The 16696-nt window shown below is 31.4% G+C and carries 22 protein-coding genes; 14 read left to right on the plus strand and 8 right to left on the minus strand.

Going from position 1 to position 16696, the window contains the following annotated elements; translation table 11 throughout:
* Both thsB and IJ258_RS05825 read left to right on the plus strand, forming a co-directional pair.
* Positions 1-865, plus strand: an 865-nt coding sequence (thsB, locus tag IJ258_RS05820) for a thermosome subunit beta (RefSeq protein WP_292804281.1), incomplete at its 5' end; no start/stop codon positions are given.
* A 30-nt stretch (positions 866-895) separates the two neighbouring features.
* Entirely contained in the window at positions 896-1840 is a 945-nt protein-coding gene (locus IJ258_RS05825; RefSeq protein ID WP_292804284.1) for an adenosylcobinamide amidohydrolase, read from the plus strand.
* A 60-nt stretch (positions 1841-1900) separates the two neighbouring features.
* On the opposite strand, the gene IJ258_RS05830 is transcribed toward IJ258_RS05825, so the two are convergent.
* Both IJ258_RS05830 and xseA read right to left on the minus strand, forming a co-directional pair.
* The gene (locus IJ258_RS05830) at positions 1901-2116 is read right to left on the minus strand and encodes an exodeoxyribonuclease VII small subunit (RefSeq protein ID WP_292804287.1); all 216 of its coding nucleotides are present in this window, start codon (positions 2114-2116) and stop codon (positions 1901-1903) included.
* Positions 2116-3375, minus strand: coding sequence for an exodeoxyribonuclease VII large subunit (gene xseA / locus IJ258_RS05835; RefSeq protein ID WP_292804289.1), 1260 nt, complete (start codon positions 3373-3375; stop codon positions 2116-2118). The genes IJ258_RS05830 and xseA overlap by 1 nt, the downstream gene beginning before the upstream one ends.
* Positions 3376-3497: 122 nt before the next feature.
* On the opposite strand from xseA, the gene IJ258_RS05840 reads away from it, so the two are divergent.
* A complete protein-coding gene (locus IJ258_RS05840; RefSeq protein ID WP_292804292.1) occupies positions 3498-3728 on the plus strand; it encodes a PRC-barrel domain-containing protein in 231 nt (76 codons plus the stop codon).
* Positions 3728-4255, plus strand: coding sequence for an orotate phosphoribosyltransferase (pyrE, locus tag IJ258_RS05845; RefSeq protein WP_292804295.1), 528 nt, complete (start codon positions 3728-3730; stop codon positions 4253-4255). Before IJ258_RS05840 ends, pyrE begins: the two co-directional genes overlap by 1 nt.
* A 35-nt stretch (positions 4256-4290) precedes the next feature.
* On the opposite strand, the gene IJ258_RS05850 is transcribed toward pyrE, so the two are convergent.
* The 4 genes from IJ258_RS05850 to IJ258_RS05865 are packed head-to-tail and all read right to left on the minus strand — an operon-like array spanning position 4291 to position 6747.
* Positions 4291-4797, minus strand: coding sequence for a molybdenum cofactor biosynthesis protein B (locus IJ258_RS05850; RefSeq protein WP_292804298.1), 507 nt, complete (start codon positions 4795-4797; stop codon positions 4291-4293).
* A 17-nt stretch (positions 4798-4814) separates the two neighbouring features.
* A complete protein-coding gene (locus IJ258_RS05855; protein WP_292804301.1) occupies positions 4815-5150 on the minus strand; it encodes a winged helix-turn-helix domain-containing protein in 336 nt (111 codons plus the stop codon).
* A gap of 8 nt (positions 5151-5158) precedes the next feature.
* Positions 5159-5959, minus strand: a complete 801-nt coding sequence (locus IJ258_RS05860) for a winged helix-turn-helix domain-containing protein (RefSeq protein WP_292804304.1) — start codon at positions 5957-5959, stop codon at positions 5159-5161.
* Positions 5956-6747, minus strand: a complete 792-nt coding sequence (locus tag IJ258_RS05865) for a winged helix-turn-helix domain-containing protein (protein WP_292804307.1) — start codon at positions 6745-6747, stop codon at positions 5956-5958. Before IJ258_RS05865 ends, IJ258_RS05860 begins: the two co-directional genes overlap by 4 nt.
* A gap of 271 nt (positions 6748-7018) precedes the next feature.
* On the opposite strand from IJ258_RS05865, the gene IJ258_RS05870 reads away from it, so the two are divergent.
* Genes IJ258_RS05870 through IJ258_RS05885 form a run of 4 tightly spaced genes read left to right on the plus strand, consistent with a single transcriptional unit; the run spans position 7019 to position 10376 of the window.
* Entirely contained in the window at positions 7019-7525 is a 507-nt protein-coding gene (locus IJ258_RS05870; protein WP_292804310.1) for a type II toxin-antitoxin system VapC family toxin, read from the plus strand.
* A complete protein-coding gene (locus IJ258_RS05875; protein ID WP_292804313.1) occupies positions 7522-8637 on the plus strand; it encodes a DUF2117 domain-containing protein in 1116 nt (371 codons plus the stop codon). The genes IJ258_RS05870 and IJ258_RS05875 overlap by 4 nt, the downstream gene beginning before the upstream one ends.
* Before the next feature lie 16 nt (positions 8638-8653).
* Complete coding sequence (locus IJ258_RS05880; protein ID WP_292804316.1) at positions 8654-9628, plus strand: methanogenesis marker 2 protein; 975 nt, start codon at positions 8654-8656, stop codon at positions 9626-9628.
* Between the two features lie 7 nt (positions 9629-9635).
* Positions 9636-10376, plus strand: a complete 741-nt coding sequence (locus tag IJ258_RS05885; protein WP_292804319.1) for a DUF4013 domain-containing protein — start codon at positions 9636-9638, stop codon at positions 10374-10376.
* A 9-nt stretch (positions 10377-10385) separates the two neighbouring features.
* Here IJ258_RS05885 and IJ258_RS05890 read toward each other — a convergent pair whose 3' ends face one another.
* Positions 10386-11135, minus strand: coding sequence for a thermonuclease family protein (locus tag IJ258_RS05890; protein WP_292804322.1), 750 nt, complete (start codon positions 11133-11135; stop codon positions 10386-10388).
* Positions 11136-11262: 127 nt separating this feature from the next.
* On the opposite strand from IJ258_RS05890, the gene IJ258_RS05895 reads away from it, so the two are divergent.
* From IJ258_RS05895 to IJ258_RS05920, 6 genes are all read left to right on the plus strand, one after another.
* Entirely contained in the window at positions 11263-12810 is a 1548-nt protein-coding gene (locus IJ258_RS05895) for a methanogenesis marker 3 protein (protein WP_292804325.1), read from the plus strand.
* The gene (locus IJ258_RS05900; protein WP_292804327.1) at positions 12782-13252 is read left to right on the plus strand and encodes a methanogenesis marker 6 protein; all 471 of its coding nucleotides are present in this window, start codon (positions 12782-12784) and stop codon (positions 13250-13252) included. The genes IJ258_RS05895 and IJ258_RS05900 overlap by 29 nt, the downstream gene beginning before the upstream one ends.
* An 8-nt stretch (positions 13253-13260) precedes the next feature.
* On the plus strand, positions 13261-13719 hold the full coding sequence (locus IJ258_RS05905; RefSeq protein ID WP_292804330.1) for a methanogenesis marker 5 protein: 459 nt from the start codon (positions 13261-13263) through the stop codon (positions 13717-13719).
* Positions 13719-14960 (plus strand): methanogenesis marker 15 protein, encoded by a 1242-nt coding sequence (locus IJ258_RS05910; RefSeq protein WP_292804333.1) that lies wholly within the window; start codon positions 13719-13721, stop codon positions 14958-14960. The genes IJ258_RS05905 and IJ258_RS05910 overlap by 1 nt, the downstream gene beginning before the upstream one ends.
* A gap of 19 nt (positions 14961-14979) precedes the next feature.
* Positions 14980-15540, plus strand: coding sequence for a methanogenesis marker 17 protein (locus IJ258_RS05915; RefSeq protein WP_292804336.1), 561 nt, complete (start codon positions 14980-14982; stop codon positions 15538-15540).
* 68 nt (positions 15541-15608) lie between these two features.
* Positions 15609-16475: a radical SAM protein gene (locus tag IJ258_RS05920; RefSeq protein WP_292804339.1), complete on the plus strand. Its 867-nt coding sequence runs from the start codon at positions 15609-15611 to the stop codon at positions 16473-16475.
* 58 nt (positions 16476-16533) lie between these two features.
* Here the strand turns inward: IJ258_RS05920 and IJ258_RS11945 are convergent, their stop codons facing one another.
* Positions 16534-16692 carry a DUF2124 family protein gene (locus IJ258_RS11945; protein ID WP_366514571.1) on the minus strand — a complete coding sequence of 53 codons (159 nt, stop codon included), beginning with the start codon at positions 16690-16692 and terminating at the stop codon, positions 16534-16536.
* Positions 16693-16696 lie beyond the last annotated feature (4 nt).

The raw sequence follows: 16696 nt of genomic DNA on the forward strand, positions 1-16696 counted from the left end.
CATAATTACTGACCCTGCTCAAATGCAAGCTTTCATCGAACAAGAAGAAAAAATGGTCAAAGACATGGTTGACAAAGTTGTTGCAGCAGGTGCAAACGTATTATTCGCACAAAAAGGTATTGATGACTTAGCACAACACTACTTATCCAAAGCTGGAGTATTAGCAGTAAGAAGAGTTAAAAAATCTGATATTGAAAAATTATCCAGAGCAACCGGTGCTAGCGTTATTACCAACTTAGACGACTTAACCGAAGAAGACTTAGGTATTGCAGGAACCGTAGAAGAAAGAAAAATCTCCGGTGACGACATGATCTTTGTCGAAGAATGCAGCGGTGCAAAATCCGTAACCTTATTCGTAAGAGGAAGTACCAAACACATCGTTGATGAAATTGTAAGAGCAATCGAAGATGCAATCGGTGTAGTAGCAGCTACCGTAGAAGACGACAAAGTTGTAGCTGGTGGAGGAGCTCCTGAAATCGCAATGGCTAAAAAACTCAAAGACTACGCAGAATCCATTTCCGGAAGAGAACAATTAGCAGTAAACGCATTTGCAGAAGCTTTAGAAATCGTACCAAAAACCTTAGCTGAAAATGCTGGTTTAGACAGCATCGACTCCTTAGTAGACTTAAGAGCAGCACAAGAAGACTCATTCTACATGGGATTAGATGTATTCACTGGTGAAGTAGCAGACATGAAAGAAGCTGGCGTAATCGAACCTAAACGTGTTAAAAAACAAGCTATCCAATCTGCATCTGAAGCAGCTGAAATGATTTTAAGAATCGATGATGTAATTGCATCAACCAAAGGCCCTGAAGATATGGGTATGGATCCTTCCGCAATGGGTGGAATGCCTCCAATGATGTAAATTTTTTACATCTTCTTTTTTTCTTTTTTTATGTATTCAAATAGACTTATTTTTAAAACATCTAATGATGATGAAATTTTTTACTTAAAAGATACTATCTTAATTAATTTTGGAGTTCTCAGAAATGGTATTTCCACTTCAAAGTTGAATTCCGGAACAAATGATTTGTATAACTCTGTTTTTAATCAACATTTATCACAGGAAAAAATTGATTATCTTGAAAATCATGATATCTGTCAATATCTGATTAATGAATGCAATTCATTAAATATTGACTATAAATATTCTACTGGTTTAATCACACTTGCAGAAATGAAAAATGTCAGTATTGTCTTTAAAAAATTCAAAAACATGGAAGTGACTGCTGTTGTTACTGCAGGAGTTAGAACTAATTCTTCACGTGCAGGAGATGAAGCATCCTACTGGGAAGATAATGGTGAGTTCCACTTTGGCACTATAAATATTATTCTATTAACAAATGTATGTTTGGAAAAATCAACATTAACTGAAGCTTTCATGACAGTAACCGAAGCAAAAACCGTTGCATTAAATAATTTAAGAATTCCGTCCCAATATTCAAATGGGTTTGCAACAGGAACCGGCACAGATGGTGTGGCAATTTTTTCTAACAGGGATTCTCAAAATATTTTAACAAATGCTGGAAAACATTCCAAACTTGGTGAATTAATGGCTAAAGCTGTTATTGAAGCTGTTTCAAAAGCAATTAGAAAACAAGTTTGGATTACCAATAAATCCCAATCAAATGCATTGGTAAGATTAAATAGGTATAAATTAGATATTAATGATTTTTATGAAACTCTGGATGAGGATAAACTAGAATTTATAAGGCAATTGCAGATAGATTCTAAAAAACAGGATAATGTAGCAATAACTTCATCAATTTTAAATCTTATCGATGAGATTGAAAACAATTTAATAAAAAACAGGATGCTTATGATTTGGCGATTAAAATAAAAGAAAATTGTAATAGTTACCCAATAAAAAAATTATTGGAGTATTGGATAAACTATTTCATTAATCAGATTTAAATTCAACAATCTCATCATTGTCCTGGACAATCTTGGCAATGGCTTCTTCTGCGGAATTTAATTTATTTTCACATAATTTAACTAAATCCATTGCTTTTTTAAATTCATCAATTGCTTCATCTAAAGGCACGTCACCATTTTCTAATTTGTTTACAATTTCTTCTAATTTTTCTAAACTATCTTCAAAATTCATATCTTCCATTATATCACCTTTGTGTTAACAGTTCCGTCATCGAATTCTATATCAATTTTATCTCCAGTTTTCACATCTTTTGCTGATGAAAGGATTTTTCCTTCACTTTTAGCTATTGAATAACCTCTTTTTAATGTTAAAAGAGGATTCAAGACTTCTAATTTGTTAAGATTTTTATAATATTTTTCTTTTTTATTATTTAACATATTTTGAGGATTTTTTAGGATTGTTGCATTTTCTAATTTGAATAGTTTTTGCTTATTTTCGGTTATAATATTTTTTGATGCATAATCCAGCTTGTTTATAAGGTTGTCTAAATGCATCTCTTTAATTTCATAGATCTCTTCAGGGTTTTTTAAAACTTGTTTTTCAGATATATGTTTTAATATTAATCTGTTTTCCCCAATTTTGTTAGTAATGTTTTTTGTTAATTTTTCTTTTAAGTTATCTACTTTAAATTCAACTTCTTTTAGTTCTGGAACAGCAATCTGCGCAGCTCCAGTTGGGGTTGGGGCTCTTTCATCTGCTACAAAATCCGAAATTGTAAAATCAACTTCATGACCTACTGCACTAATGACTGGTATCTCACAATCGTAGATTTCTCGAGCTACAGATTCCTCATTGAATGGCCATAAATCCTCAATACTTCCTCCACCACGTCCAACAATTAAAGTATCAATATCGTATCTTTGTGCATTTCTAATTTGTCTTACAATTTGTTCTTTAGCATGGTCTCCTTGAACAAGTGTGGGAAATATTAGTATTTCACAAATCGGATATCTTTTTTTAATAGTTGTTAGTATGTCTCTTATGGCGGCTCCTGTTGGTGCTGTGACAACTCCAATTTTTTTGGGATATTTTGGTATTGTTTTTTTATGTGACTTTTCAAACAATCCCTCTTTTTCAAGTTTCTTTTTTAATTGTTCAAATGCAACATATAAGTTCCCGATTCCATCTTCAGTAATTTTAGTGGCGTATAACTGATATTTACCGTTTTTAACATAAACTTCAATTTTACCTTTTATAATTACTTTCATTCCATCTTTAAGCTCAATTTTAAGGAATCGGTCTTTCATGCCTTTAAACATAACTGCATCAATCTGTGAATTTTCATCTTTTAGGGTAAAGTAGCTGTGTCCGCTAAAAGAGTTCGTTGAAAAATTGGAAATTTCTCCTTTTACCAGAATATTTTTAAATGAGGGGTCCATTTTCAATTTTCGATTGATTAATGCATTAATTTCAGATACTGTGAAAGTTTTTTCTTCCATATGTTCACCATTAAAATCGATATTGTTATTATGTTGTTTATATTTATTTAAATTTTTTTTTAAAAATTTCTTAGAAACAATTATTAATCTTAATGACTATTAATTAATTAAGGTGTTTTTTTATGAGAATTAAAGATGAATTATTTGGTAAAGAAGTCCTTGATGCAGATGTTCAAATAGTTGGAAAGGTATCAGATGTCGTTTTAGATAAGGATTCCTTTGAAATTACTGATTTGGTAATTAAAAAAACAGGAATCTCAGAACAAATTAAATCCAGTGAAAATCTCATTCCAATGGAACTTGTAAAAGTTATTGGAGATAAAATTTTACTTAAAGGCGAAGATGATTTATAATGGTTTCTAAAGACTATTTAATTGATTTATTAAAGGAAAATGAAGTTTTTTTAGAGGGAGATTTCACATTATCTTCCGGTAAAAAAAGTAATTATTATATTAATATGAAAAAAGCTATTACTGAGCCTGAAATATTGTCAACCATTTCAAAATTGATTACAGAGAAAATCGCTGGGGATAATATTGATAAGGTTGCAGGTCCGGCTTTAGGTGCGGTTCCAATTGCTACTGCTGTTTCACTTGAGTCTAAATTGCCTTTATTGATGATTCGAAAAGAAAAGAAAGGTTATGGAACATCTAAACTTATTGAAGGCGAATTAAATCAAGACGATAATGTTATTGTTGTAGAAGATGTGTCTACGACTGGAGGATCACTTTTAAAAGCTATAAAAGCTATTCAAGATAATGGTGGTCGTGTAGTAAGAGCATTCGTTGTTGTAGATAGACAAGAAGGAGCAATTGAAGAATTTGAAAAAGAAGGTATAAAATTAGAACCTTTGATAAATGTAAATGAATTTTTTGATTGAAAAAATAAAAGTATGATGAAAAATTTATTCCATCATTATTTTTTAACATGATGAACAAAATGAGGAAGTTCATCAATAATTATTGGTAATGCTGTTTTAACAGCATTTGGAGAACCTGGCATGGAGAATATAAGTGTTTTTTTATAAACTCCTGCTGTTGCTCTTGAAAGAAGAGCTGCAGAACCAATTTCTTCAAAAGATTTGGCTCTAAATAGTTCTCCAAAGCCATCAATTTTTTTTTCGAAAAGTGATTCAACAGTTTCAACAGTGATGTCTCGATTAGATAATCCAGTTCCACCATTTGTTAATATAACATCAATATTTTCACAAACCATATTTTCAATTGCATTCATCAAATCTTCTTTTTCATCAGGAATTATAATTCTAGATTTCAAAGAGTACCTGGATTCGATTTCTTCAGCAATATATTTTCCAGATAAATCTAATTTTTCCGATTTTCTGCTATCGCTTAAAGTTATTAAGCCACAGCTTATATCACTAGATGACTGATTTTGATGTTGTTTTGCAGTTTCACTTTTCATATAATCATTTCCTGTTATTATTTTTTCTCATTTAAGATATGTTCACGGATTAATTTATATTCTTCGATACTACTGAATAATTTGTCACTAGGTTTGTAGAAGTTGACTTTTTCAATCTTAATTTCACAGATGTAATCGTGGGTTATAATTATTTTGATATGATGTGTTACTGTCTTATAATCAAGTTTTAGTAGTTTTGATATTTGATTTTTGTTTAGTGGTCTTTTAAGTAGTAGATCTATAATTCTCATGGTGGTCATTCCACCATTTCTTCCAATTATTAAAGTTAGTAATTCTATATCTTTAATTTCCCAAATATTCCATGTTAATAATGTTTTTTGAATTGATGCCATGTGTTATCTCATCTCCTAGCAAAGTTCCTCAACAAATTCTCAGCCCACTTTAGGGCGTTTTTGTCTTCAGCGATTAAAATTTGTGAATCATCGTAGTGACCGTCCTTAAAGAATAGCGTTAGTGACATAAAATCATCGCTGTATGTTAAAAATATTTTTAATCTTTTCTTAACGCAGCGTATTTTTACTTTATTGTTGTTAATCAATTCTCTTTTAAATAAGTCATTTTCTTTAATTGAATCTAATATTTCTTCACTAACTATCAATTCTAATTTTTTTAATTTATTATCATTTAATAATTTAATTAAATGTTTAAAATGATTTTCTGAGTAAATAGGAAGTATTATTTTTAAAGTTTTTGCATTTGAAATAAATTTAATGTATGTATTGAATGCGTTTGATAGATCACTTGTAGTAGAAGTTACATATTCCGCATTTTTTAAAAGATAAATCTCCTTTAAAAATTTATCAGGTATTCCAGTTAAATCGTGACTGTTCCAATAGAGCTTATTTTTATTCAATGCATACCAATTTTCAATGAGTTTGACCATATTTGTAGTTAATAAAAATCCATTTGATGTGAGTTCATAATATTTCTGAACTTTTCTAATTAAGTTAATTGTTTCTAATTCTTTAAGCCCATGTAAAATTGTTGCTGAGGGTTTTCTTAATTCTTTTCTCAATTCATCAAGATTTTTCGGATTTTCATAAACTGCTAATAGCAATCTTGATCTCATTCCTGAAGTTAAGATGTATTTAATGCCACTGAATTCTTTAGCTAATTCTTCTTTTGTTTCAATAGCAGTCATTTTTTCACCTGTCTTTTAACATGTTCAAATAATTCATTAGCCCAATTAAGGGAATTTTCCTTTTCAGATACTAAAATTCTGTTTTGATCAAAACTTCCATCATTTTTAAAAAGACCTAAACTCATTGTTTCATCACAAAGAGTCAAATATAAACTTAAATCTTTCTTGAAAATATAAACTTTAAGCCTTCCATTTTTAATGGCGGTTTTTCTCACACTGTTATTTACGCCGAATATTAACTCTTTAAAAATACTTTGAGGAACAATTAATTCTACAAATCCATTATTTTTTAAAACTTTTTCTATTAATTCTGGATAATCTGGATGTAAATATGGAAAGATTGCTTTAATGTTTTTTGAATCAATGATTTGTTTTTTTATGGTGTTGTGTGTCTTATATATGTCGACAGGTGTTGTCTCGATTAGTTTTGATTGTTCTAAATCAGTGATTCGTTTAATTGATGCAATACTTAGTTGATTCAAATTATGTTTGTTCCAGAATGCATCAAAGTTATTGACTATATCGACGCTATTCTTAAAATCCATAATTGATTTGAAATATACTTTAGTCATGGGATTTACATGATATCTGTTGTCATCTTTGGTAATGTATTCGTGTTTTTCTAACTTGCTGAGATTACTTGAAATTGAACTGTAAGTGATATTTGTATTTTTAACAAGTTCACGAATATTATTTGGTTTTTTATCTAGTTCACTTAGAATTTTCAATCTTATTTCAGATTTTGCAAGAAATTTTATATCGTTATTGATATCGTTATCTCGATTCATTTTAAATCCTCCAAGTTTTATTCATAAAGATTTTTCTAAAATCTCTATAAATTGTTTGATAATTCTAGTTTAACCATCACAATTTAAATAAATTTTTCCAAATATTATCCAAAGGTCTTCAAAATTTATTCTAAGGTTTTTCCAATTGTTTTCCAATTTTGTCCCAATCTTTACCCAACTCTTTCCCAACTCTTTCCCAAGTCTTTTCAAATTAGGTTCCATTTTTTTCCATTGCCAAGTTTTATAAATTTATAATTCTAAATATATTTTCATGGAAATTTGTTATATTTTAGATGCATCTGCTTTTATAAATGGATTTAAGATTATTTCAGATAATAATTTTACTGTTCCTGAAATTACTACTGAAATAAAAGATTTTAAATCTAAATTAACATTTGATATGGCAATTGAAGAAGGTAAGTTGATTATTCAGGATGTGCCTCATAAGTATATATCAAGTGTCAATGATATTATTTCTAAATCTGGTGATATTTTAAGATTATCCTTGCCTGATAAAAAGTTAATTGCACTGGCATATATGCTGAATGATGAGGGTAAAAATGTAAAAGTAATAAGTGATGATTACACAATCCAAAATACATTAAGAATTATGAATATTCCATATTCCGGAGTGATTACTGAAGGAATTAAGGGAATATATAACTGGAAAAAAATTTGTGAAGGATGTAAAAAGGAGTATGGGGAAGATTATCCATTTGATGATTGTGAGATATGTGGATCTAGAATATTTAAAAAACGAATTAAGGTGAATAAATGAGGATTGGAATTGTTGTTCACGGCCCAAATATTATTGATACCGGTTATGCATTGAAATTGATTAATCTGATTAAAAATTATGGGGATGTTTACACTAGACTGGGAGGTACAATGGGTCGAACTGCAGTTATTGACGCAAGTTTGGAGAATGTCATTGATATTTCATGCAAATTGGTTCCAAGCGATTCTTTAAAAATTTTTCATGATGATGATGTTGACTTGATATTTTTACTGAATTATGGAAAATCTGATGTAACTGGGCAGGTATTTGGATATAAGGTTTATAATCATTATGTCAACAAAATTTCTGATAACAATATTCCTTTAATTCAGATTGAACGGCCGGGCGAAGATGATGGCAGTATCATTCCATGGAATAATAATTTAAAAATAGTTGAAGAATTGTCTCAAAAATTGAATCTGGATATTGTAACTCCAGAAGAGGTATACAATAATCACATTAAACACGATTGCGCTGGTTTGAATCAAAGGGTTGTTCATGGAGTAAGTCCCGATGAAAATATAATGGTAAATAGTGTTATCATTGGAAAAACTGATTCAGATAAACTAACATTAATTGCAAAAGATAATCATATTGTTGATATTATAGGTGGCGAGCTTAAAAGTCATGGTCTTGAAAAATTGGGTGAAGTTGATTTGGATTCTGCGATAATTAAAACAGGTCTCTTAAGACATGCTAAAGTAACTCCAAGGGTTATTTCTAATGTAGAGTCTGATAGTTTTAAAGTTACTTTTTTAGACCATGCAGGAGAAGATGTTTATAAGTTCAGGGATTCCAGTTTAGTTATCACTGTTGGTGATGATACAACACTGATATCTTCTGATATTTTATACAGATTTGATATACCTGTAATTGGAATAACTGATGGTGACTTGGACAAGGTTGTGGAAGATGGATTTAAGGTTAAAAATTCTATCATTTTTGAAGTTGAAAGTGGGTTTGATGACATCATTGGTCAAGATATTAAAAGGTTGATTTTTAGCGATGAAATAGAATCTTATGATTTTGATAATATCGATGATGTAAAAAATAAAATCATTGAAATAATAAAAAATATTAATTGTAAATACAAAATAAATTATATTAACTAAACGAGGATGTGTAATTTTGGATTTTAAAAATCTGGTTCAGGAAATTCAAGAATTTAAAGGAGTATCACGTAAAAGTTCAATTGATAATGTAATATCTCTTTTAAAAGAATCATATAATGTTTCAGGAGATGTAGTAATAGATATTGGGGATGATGCTTCAGCCATTGATATTGGAAACAATCAAGTGATTCTCATTGCAGCCGATGGAATTTGGGGAGATATTATGAATGTTAACCCCTACTGGGCAGGATATTGTTCAGTTCTTGTAAACGTAAATGATATTGCCGCAATGGGCGGAAAACCTCTGGCAATGGTAAACATAATGTCCATAAGCAATGATGAGATTTATGAAGATTTGTTGAATGGAATTAAGGACGGATGCTTAAAATTCAATGTACCAATGGTTGGTGGACATCTTCATCCTGATGGAGAAGTGGATTCATTAGGTGTAGCAATTGTAGGTATAGCTCAAAAAGATAAAATCATAACTAGTTTTGCAGCAGAGGTTGGTGACAAGGTTCTTGTTGCAATCGACCTTGATGGTAAACCTCATGAAATGTTTAGCCTAAACTGGGACACTACATATGATAAAGATGCACAGCTCGTTCAAGACCAAATTACTGCAGTACAATACTTGGCAGAACATGACTATATTAAATCTGGAAAGGATATTTCAAATCCTGGAATATTAGGCACTTTGGAAATGTTGCTTGAAACTTCCAAAAAAGGTGCAGTAGTTAACCTTGAAGATATTCCAAGAAATGAAAATGTCGAATGGGTAGACTGGCTTAGATCATATCCTGGTTCCGGCTTTGTATTTACAGCAGATGAGGAAAAATGTGAGTTTATTAAAGAATACTTAGCTGAATATTCAATTGAAACAAATATCGTTGGGGAAGTAACTGATTCCAATTCACTTTATTTGAAATATGATGGTGAAGAGGCTGAAGTATTTAACCAGGATAAAAATCCAGTATTCATATTTGGATGAGGCAGTTATGGATTTAACAAAAATCGTTAGAAATTCGTTTAAATACTCTATTAAAAACATAGTTAAATTGCCGATAATAGGTATCCTATTCATTTTAATGGCATTTGTTCCAATTGGTAGGGTATTGGAGAATAATTATGTGGTATTTATAGGAGTAGTTGGATTTTTTCTATTCCTGCTAATTGTGCCGGGTTATTTTTTAAACATTGTTAAAAAAGGTTCGATGGAATCATCGTTATTTCCTTCTTTTAATTTGGTGAATAATATTTATGACTCAATCAGAGTATTGATTTTAAGAGCTGCATATATGATTGTTCCTGTTGCAGTATTCTTCATTGCTTTATTCTCATTTGGTCCTGTAGGCATGGATTTCATTAATAACTTTCAAATCCATATTTTTTTAGCTACATTTGGAGTGATCTTTCTAGTTATTTTGTTGACTTATCTAATTTTTGAATTCTTGTTATTTTTTGCAAAAGCTAGATTGGCATATTTAAACAGCTTATCTGAAGCTTTAAAAATAAATATGGTCTTAAGGGATATTAAAAATATCGGTATTGTCAATATAATTAAATGGATGATTTTTATGGCAGTATTGATGATTGGTGTTTCATTGATTTCATCAGTAGTGATGGCAATTCCTTATGTTGGATTTTTAATTTATATTGGTGTTGTTATTCCGATGGTGGAAAGTATCGGTAATTATTCGTTGGGCATGTTATATTCAAATATTAATTTAAATAATTAAAAAATAAAATTAAGGATTGCACCGCTTACATGGCACATATCCTTGATTTATTGCATCGTCTCTGCTTGAAAAGAATATTTTGTTTCCTTCGGACATGTCTTTAACACTATAACAGGATGGTTTGTGAAACTTGCCTGTGTTGGCATTGCCGATATAATTTGCAGAATCTGATGAACTTGTTGATTGTGTGCTTGTTGGAGTATGGCTTGATGATGAGGATGAGCTGTGGGTATCAGCTACGTGTGTGTTACTGTTTGCCCAGTCATATGGATAAAATTCACTTGGGGGCATATACATGATTTCCGCAAGGCCTTCTTTTAAAAGCATTTCATTGACATTTTTTCCATCAACAATGACGACTCCTAATGTACGGCCGTATCTGTCGGAGTGTTTGGAATCATCAACGTCAATGCCGACTTTTTTATTTAGACATAATTTTTGAACAAAGTTTTTAGATGCAATATATCCTTCAACACCTCTTTCGGGAGTATTGACTCCTACAAAACGAATTTTCTCGCCATTATCTAAATATATTGTGTCTCCATCCACTACTTTAGTACAAACTGCACTTTCTTCAACTCTGCATTCTGTGTCTTCATACTTTTTTAAAATGTCTGATGCAGATAAATCTGAGTATTTTGAACTTGGAATATTATGTGAAAAGCCTGTGCCTGTATAAGCGCTAGCTATTGAAATGGCTCCCGCACATAGTATTAAAATAACCAGCAAAGAAAAGATATGTTTTTTTGTGATTTCCATAAATTTCCCTCCTTTAATATAATTGTTATAATTTTGTGTTAATATAATTTTTGAAATTTAAATAAATAATTATTTTATATAATAACTTCAAATATATATAATACTAAAAATTCTTATTGGAGATTGTATGTTAATTAAAATTAATGGAGAAGAGGTAGATGTTGCAGATGCTTCAACAATTCAGGATGTAATTGATGAAACAAATGCACCTTATACTCCTGGAAGTATTATTTGCTTAATAAAAGGTAAAAAAGAACTTGAAAAGAATATTAGCAAGTATAAAATTAAAACAAACAAGGGTTCAATAATTATACAATTGGATGAATCTGATGAGGCAAAACCTCTTGTTGATGTTTGGAAAAATCAATATGAGGAATTTGTTGATTTGGATATTCGATGGTCAACACCAACAGAAGTTGCAATTGGTCCAATTGTCACAGATTTGGAACCAACTTATGATGAATATAAATATTTTGAAGGAGACGTTGTTTTAAGTTTATCTAGTTTTAGTAATGAGTCCACTCATTTGATTATTCTTAAGGAAAATGCAACAAATGTTTATGGAGTACCGCCTTACAATAAAGGTATTTTTGCCCGTGTAATTGGAGGTAAAAAAACTTTGGAGAATCTGACTGACGATGATTCCGTAACTGGAATCGAACCGATTATTGAAAGAAGTACTACAACAGATAGTGCTTCCGTATCAGATTTAAGCACGGTTTTAGAAGAAGGTAATGAATTATACACTTATATTTCATTTGACATTGATGAAGATTCACCTATTTGTGTAGAGCATTTGTTTTCACTTATTAAGGATGGCAGAATTAAGGTTTCTTATGATAGTGAATCATTTATTGGTTTTTATGATCTGGCAGGAATAATTAAACCTAAAGAAGATACTACCTTAAGAACTAGGGGAACCATTACTGTTAGGAATAATGGTGTAGGTGTCGGAAAGCTATTCATCTATCGGGAAAATAGGGTATTGACTCCAAATCACACTACTGTTGGTCATATTGTAAATGGTATGGAAATTATTGATATTGCAAAAGAAAATGATTTCATTACAGTAAAATCTGAACAACAAAGATTAATGCTATTGAATAAAACACAAAAAGAGGCTACTGATATTTTATCTGCAGCTGGTGTTGAACATATGATTGACGGTTTGATTGACGATGATGCAATAATTGTCGAGCAAACTCCAAAACATACAATTGATATTTTAAAAGAAGGTAAAGTAATAACTAAATCTGTCATGAAAGAAGATTTATGTACTATTAAATTTGTTGATAATGCACCAAGGTCAGTAAAATACTTTAAATTCTTATCTGGACTTTTAGAAAATCCTATAGGTAAAATCAAGGTTCATTTTGCAGTGCCTGGTATGCACATAGTTATTTTTGAAGGAGATAAAAAATTAGCAAAAGGTTTAATCCCTGAAAATAATCCAGTAGATAAAGTAATCAGAGGTCAAATAGGTATTACAAACATGGCTTCAAAAAGTGCAGGTTTAATCGGAATTCGATTTGAGGATAACATGGAGTTTGGTCCAACTGCAGAAAGCTTTGAAGCAACAAATATAATTGGAGATATCACATCTGATTATGATCATCTTGAAAAATTAAAAGAAGGAGTTGTAGTTTATGTCACAGAATCTAACCATGAGTCCTGATTTGGGAACAGAAGATTGGGATCCTGATGTAATTACTCGTATGATTTTTATTGGGCCAGGAGCTCATGTAAGTGAACAGGAAATTGTTACAGCATTTCATATGCTTGATTTGCCACTTACAATTAAAAATACCTGTTATGGATCTATGATTAGTGGAAAAAGTGAGGATGTCTATAAGGCTATTGAAGAAATCAGAAAATTAGATCCAAATCACATTTTCACAAAAGAAAGAGGATTCGCTCCGGGTGATCCTAGACGTTGTAGAGGTCATAGATTCGGTCCAAGAGAAGGTTTCCATCAAATGGAAAAAGAATATAGAATACTTGGTTTTGTTGCTAATGCTCTAGAAGAACGTAAGGATGTAAAATTAGAGCCTAAAAAACCAGTTGATGTTGATGAATTTGAAAAAATCATGAATGAATGTTTAGATAAAAAAGAATAGGTGAAAACATGGTGAAAGTAGCTATTTATCCTCCAAACTCATTAATCTTAGCAGATTTAATTGAAAGAAAAGGACATACTCCTTTAGTTTTACAAAAACAAATCAGACAAAAAATCAAAGATCCGGAGATTGATTCTCCGCCAATGAATATTACAGAAGAAGATCCAATTAAAGGTCTTAAATATGCAGCAATTGAAGTTCCATCTGGGGTTCGTGGTAGAATGTCAATTATAGGACCTCTTATAGATGAAGCTGAAGCAGCAATTGTTGTTGATGGAGCTCCATACGGTTTCGGTTGTATCGGTTGTGCAAGAACTAATGAATTATCAATTTTCCTACTTAGAAATAAGGATATTCCAGTTTTAGAAGTTACCTATCCAACAAACCAGGATGAAACATATGTTATGGTAAATGATATTAATGATTTTATAGACTCACTCGAAGAAACTGATAAGGAGGAAGAATAATGGTTAAAATTGCATTGGTTTCATGTGGAACTGAATATAGTGGAATTCAAAAAGAAATTGAAAAAGCAGCAAATAAATTTGGTGCTGAAATCATTCTTCCTGAAATCGATTTGGATTACATTGACGAATCTTATGAAAAATTCGGATTTTCAGCTCAAAGTTCAAGTTTAAAATTAATGATTGCAAGAGCTATGGCTATTGTCGAAGGCAGATGCAGGCCTGATGCAGTATTTATTGCAACCTGTTTCAGATGTGCTGAAGCGGCTTTGGTTAGAAATGAAGTAAGGAGATTTATACAAAATAATACTCGTATTCCTGTAGTTACTTATTCATTTACTGAAAGAACAAAAGCAGATGAATTGTTCATTCGTATGGAAGCATTAGCTACTACTGTAACTCGTAGAAGTATTCTTGCACGTGAAAAACAAGAAGGACTCACTCTTGGACTTGACTCAGGTTCAACTACTACAAAAGCAGTATTGATGGAAAACAACAAGGTTATAGGAACCGGTTGGACATCCACCAAAGATATTATCGAATCAGCAAAAACTGCTGCTGCAGAAGCGTTTGGCGAAACTGATTATGATTGGGATGACCTTGATGGTATTGGAACTACCGGTTATGGTAGGTTCACAATGGGTCAGGAATTTGGTGCAGAGCTTATCCAAGAGGAGTTATCTGTTAATGCAAAAGGTGCAGTATATCTTGCAGACTGTCAAAAAGGTGAAGCAACCGTACTGGATATCGGTGGTATGGACAACAAGGTAATTACTGTTAATAATGGTATTCCTGATAACTTCACCATGGGAGGTATCTGTGCAGGAGCATCAGGAAGATTCTTGGACATGACTTCCCGTAGATTAGATGTGGATATTACTGAATTAGGTCCACTAGCGGTGCAAGGAGACTGGAGAAAAGCAATGTTGAACTCTTACTGTATTGTATTCGGTATTCAGGACCTTGTTACTACACTTGCGGCAGGCGGTTCTAAAGCTGACGTTGCAGCTGCTGCTTGTCACTCAGTATCAGAACAAGTTTACGAACAACAACTTCAGGAAATCGATATTCGTGAACCGTTAATTCAAGTAGGTGGAACAAGTTTGATTTCAGGTCTTGTTGAAGCGGTTAGTGAAACTTTAGGTGGAATTGAAGTTATTGTCCCAGAATATTCACAACACATTGGTGCTGTAGGAGCAGCTCTTTTAGTATCTGGAATGGGACACAGACAAGATAATAAATAATAATTAAAGGATTGATTTGATGTTAGTTGAATGCTATGATGAGCGTGGAGCTGAAGTTTATGAAATCATCATTCAACAAATATTTCAAGATTTAGTTCTTGGAGCATCTGTTGATGATTTAAAAGCTTATGTTAATCCTGATGATCCAGTTTTTGTCTTAGCTATTAAAATGAGAAAAACTTCAAATGTTATCAAGTTTGAAGATGTTGCTAACTTAACCTATGATAAACAAAGGGATGTTACAATGATTTTAATAGATAATGAGAATTATCTTCCAAATATTTTAAAACAATTATGGAAGCAATTTTCAAGAGATGAAATCTATCAACCTAATAGGTATCAACTTGAAATTAATGGTGATTTTACTGAATTAAAATCTATTGTGGTTGATGATCCTCATTCTAATCTGCAAAGACGTATTTATGATGCAATCTTTAGAATATTGCCTGAAGGTTTTAAAAACATTAAAGATTTATCTTCTGGAGATATTGTAGCAGTTGTGGCTACTGATGAGTTAATTAAAGATGCATGGATTGAAAAATGTCATGAGTTTATGGACGAATTAAACAAGGGCATGTAGAAAGCTTTATATATTTGTTCGTATTAATACAAATTAACAGAGTTATATTGAAATGGAGTAGTGGTATTATGAATGAACACAACGGTTCAAGATTTGCACATATAACAAAAGCACACCCATGTTTTAATGAAAAAATGCATGATAAAGTCGGAAGAGCACATGTACCTGTTGCACCAAAATGTAATATCTTCTGTAACTTCTGTACAAGAGATATTAATAATGAAGAGGATAGGCCTGGTGTTGCAGGATGCATTATGAAACCAGATGATGCAATTAACCATGTTAATGATGTTACTGCTGAAGGACCAATTTCAGTTGTTGGAGTTGCAGGGCCTGGAGACTCACTAGCTAATGAAGAAACATTCGAATTCTTTGAAAAATTAGCAAGTGAACAACCTGATTTAATCAAATGTATGAGTACAAATGGACTTTTGCTTCCAAAATATGCTGATAGGCTTGCTGAACTTGGAGTAAATTCTGTTACTGTAACAATTAATGCAATTGACCCAGATATTGCTGTAGATATTTATTCATTCATCAAATATGAAGGAAAAATTTACAAGGGTTATGATGCAGTAAAAATTTTAATTAAAAATCAACTTGATGGTGTTGAAAAGGCAGCTGCTAATGGTATGGTCGTTAAAGTTAATTCAGTTCTAATTCCTGGATTGAATGATGAACATATTGTTGAAATTGCTCGTGAAGTTAAAAAACGTGGTGCAGCATTAATGAATGTCTTACCATTAATTCCTTTGGCAAAAATGAAACATTATTCTCGTCCTGACTGTTCCATGATGGAAAGCGTTAGGGAACAAGTTGAAGAGATTATTCCAGTATTTAGAGCATGTACTCAATGTAGAGCAGATGCATACGGAATACCTGGTAAAAAAAGCGAAGATCATCATTTAGGAATGACTCCTCAAAGTCATTACTAAATAATTTTTTTATATTTTTTTTAAACAATTCTTTTAAAAAAGAATATATGATTAAATATTATTTTTTAACCATAGTAATTAATGTTCCATCAATTACACAATCAAAATCGATTTTATCTAACCATCCGTTTTCTGAAAACATGTTCATGAAGCAAACACCAAAAATTTGACCGTCGTCATTTAAGATTTCACTAATCAATTTTTTCACGTCTTCCACATCA

The sequence above is a fragment of the Methanobrevibacter sp. genome, from assembly GCF_017468685.1.
Classification (GTDB): domain Archaea; phylum Methanobacteriota; class Methanobacteria; order Methanobacteriales; family Methanobacteriaceae; genus Methanocatella.

What these genes read in the sequence shown, in the direction of transcription:
- IJ258_RS05885 (WP_292804319.1), top strand. Translation starts at nt 9,636, where the DNA reads ATGGATTTAACAAAAATCGTTAGAAATTCGTTTAAATACTCTATTAAA.
- IJ258_RS05850 (WP_292804298.1), bottom strand. Translation starts at nt 4,797, where the DNA reads ATGAAAAGTGAAACTGCAAAACAACATCAAAATCAGTCATCTAGTGAT.
- IJ258_RS05870 (WP_292804310.1), top strand. Translation starts at nt 7,019, where the DNA reads ATGGAAATTTGTTATATTTTAGATGCATCTGCTTTTATAAATGGATTT.
- IJ258_RS05890 (WP_292804322.1), bottom strand. Translation starts at nt 11,135, where the DNA reads ATGGAAATCACAAAAAAACATATCTTTTCTTTGCTGGTTATTTTAATA.
- IJ258_RS05840 (WP_292804292.1), top strand. Translation starts at nt 3,498, where the DNA reads ATGAGAATTAAAGATGAATTATTTGGTAAAGAAGTCCTTGATGCAGAT.
- IJ258_RS05855 (WP_292804301.1), bottom strand. Translation starts at nt 5,150, where the DNA reads ATGGCATCAATTCAAAAAACATTATTAACATGGAATATTTGGGAAATT.
- IJ258_RS05910 (WP_292804333.1), top strand. Translation starts at nt 13,719, where the DNA reads ATGGTTAAAATTGCATTGGTTTCATGTGGAACTGAATATAGTGGAATT.
- pyrE (WP_292804295.1), top strand. Translation starts at nt 3,728, where the DNA reads ATGGTTTCTAAAGACTATTTAATTGATTTATTAAAGGAAAATGAAGTT.
- IJ258_RS05895 (WP_292804325.1), top strand. Translation starts at nt 11,263, where the DNA reads ATGTTAATTAAAATTAATGGAGAAGAGGTAGATGTTGCAGATGCTTCA.
- IJ258_RS05860 (WP_292804304.1), bottom strand. Translation starts at nt 5,959, where the DNA reads ATGACTGCTATTGAAACAAAAGAAGAATTAGCTAAAGAATTCAGTGGC.
- IJ258_RS05865 (WP_292804307.1), bottom strand. Translation starts at nt 6,747, where the DNA reads ATGAATCGAGATAACGATATCAATAACGATATAAAATTTCTTGCAAAA.
- IJ258_RS05920 (WP_292804339.1), top strand. Translation starts at nt 15,609, where the DNA reads ATGAATGAACACAACGGTTCAAGATTTGCACATATAACAAAAGCACAC.
- IJ258_RS05830 (WP_292804287.1), bottom strand. Translation starts at nt 2,116, where the DNA reads ATGGAAGATATGAATTTTGAAGATAGTTTAGAAAAATTAGAAGAAATT.
- IJ258_RS05875 (WP_292804313.1), top strand. Translation starts at nt 7,522, where the DNA reads ATGAGGATTGGAATTGTTGTTCACGGCCCAAATATTATTGATACCGGT.
- IJ258_RS05905 (WP_292804330.1), top strand. Translation starts at nt 13,261, where the DNA reads ATGGTGAAAGTAGCTATTTATCCTCCAAACTCATTAATCTTAGCAGAT.
- xseA (WP_292804289.1), bottom strand. Translation starts at nt 3,375, where the DNA reads ATGGAAGAAAAAACTTTCACAGTATCTGAAATTAATGCATTAATCAAT.
- IJ258_RS05900 (WP_292804327.1), top strand. Translation starts at nt 12,782, where the DNA reads ATGTCACAGAATCTAACCATGAGTCCTGATTTGGGAACAGAAGATTGG.
- IJ258_RS05915 (WP_292804336.1), top strand. Translation starts at nt 14,980, where the DNA reads ATGTTAGTTGAATGCTATGATGAGCGTGGAGCTGAAGTTTATGAAATC.
- IJ258_RS05825 (WP_292804284.1), top strand. Translation starts at nt 896, where the DNA reads ATGTATTCAAATAGACTTATTTTTAAAACATCTAATGATGATGAAATT.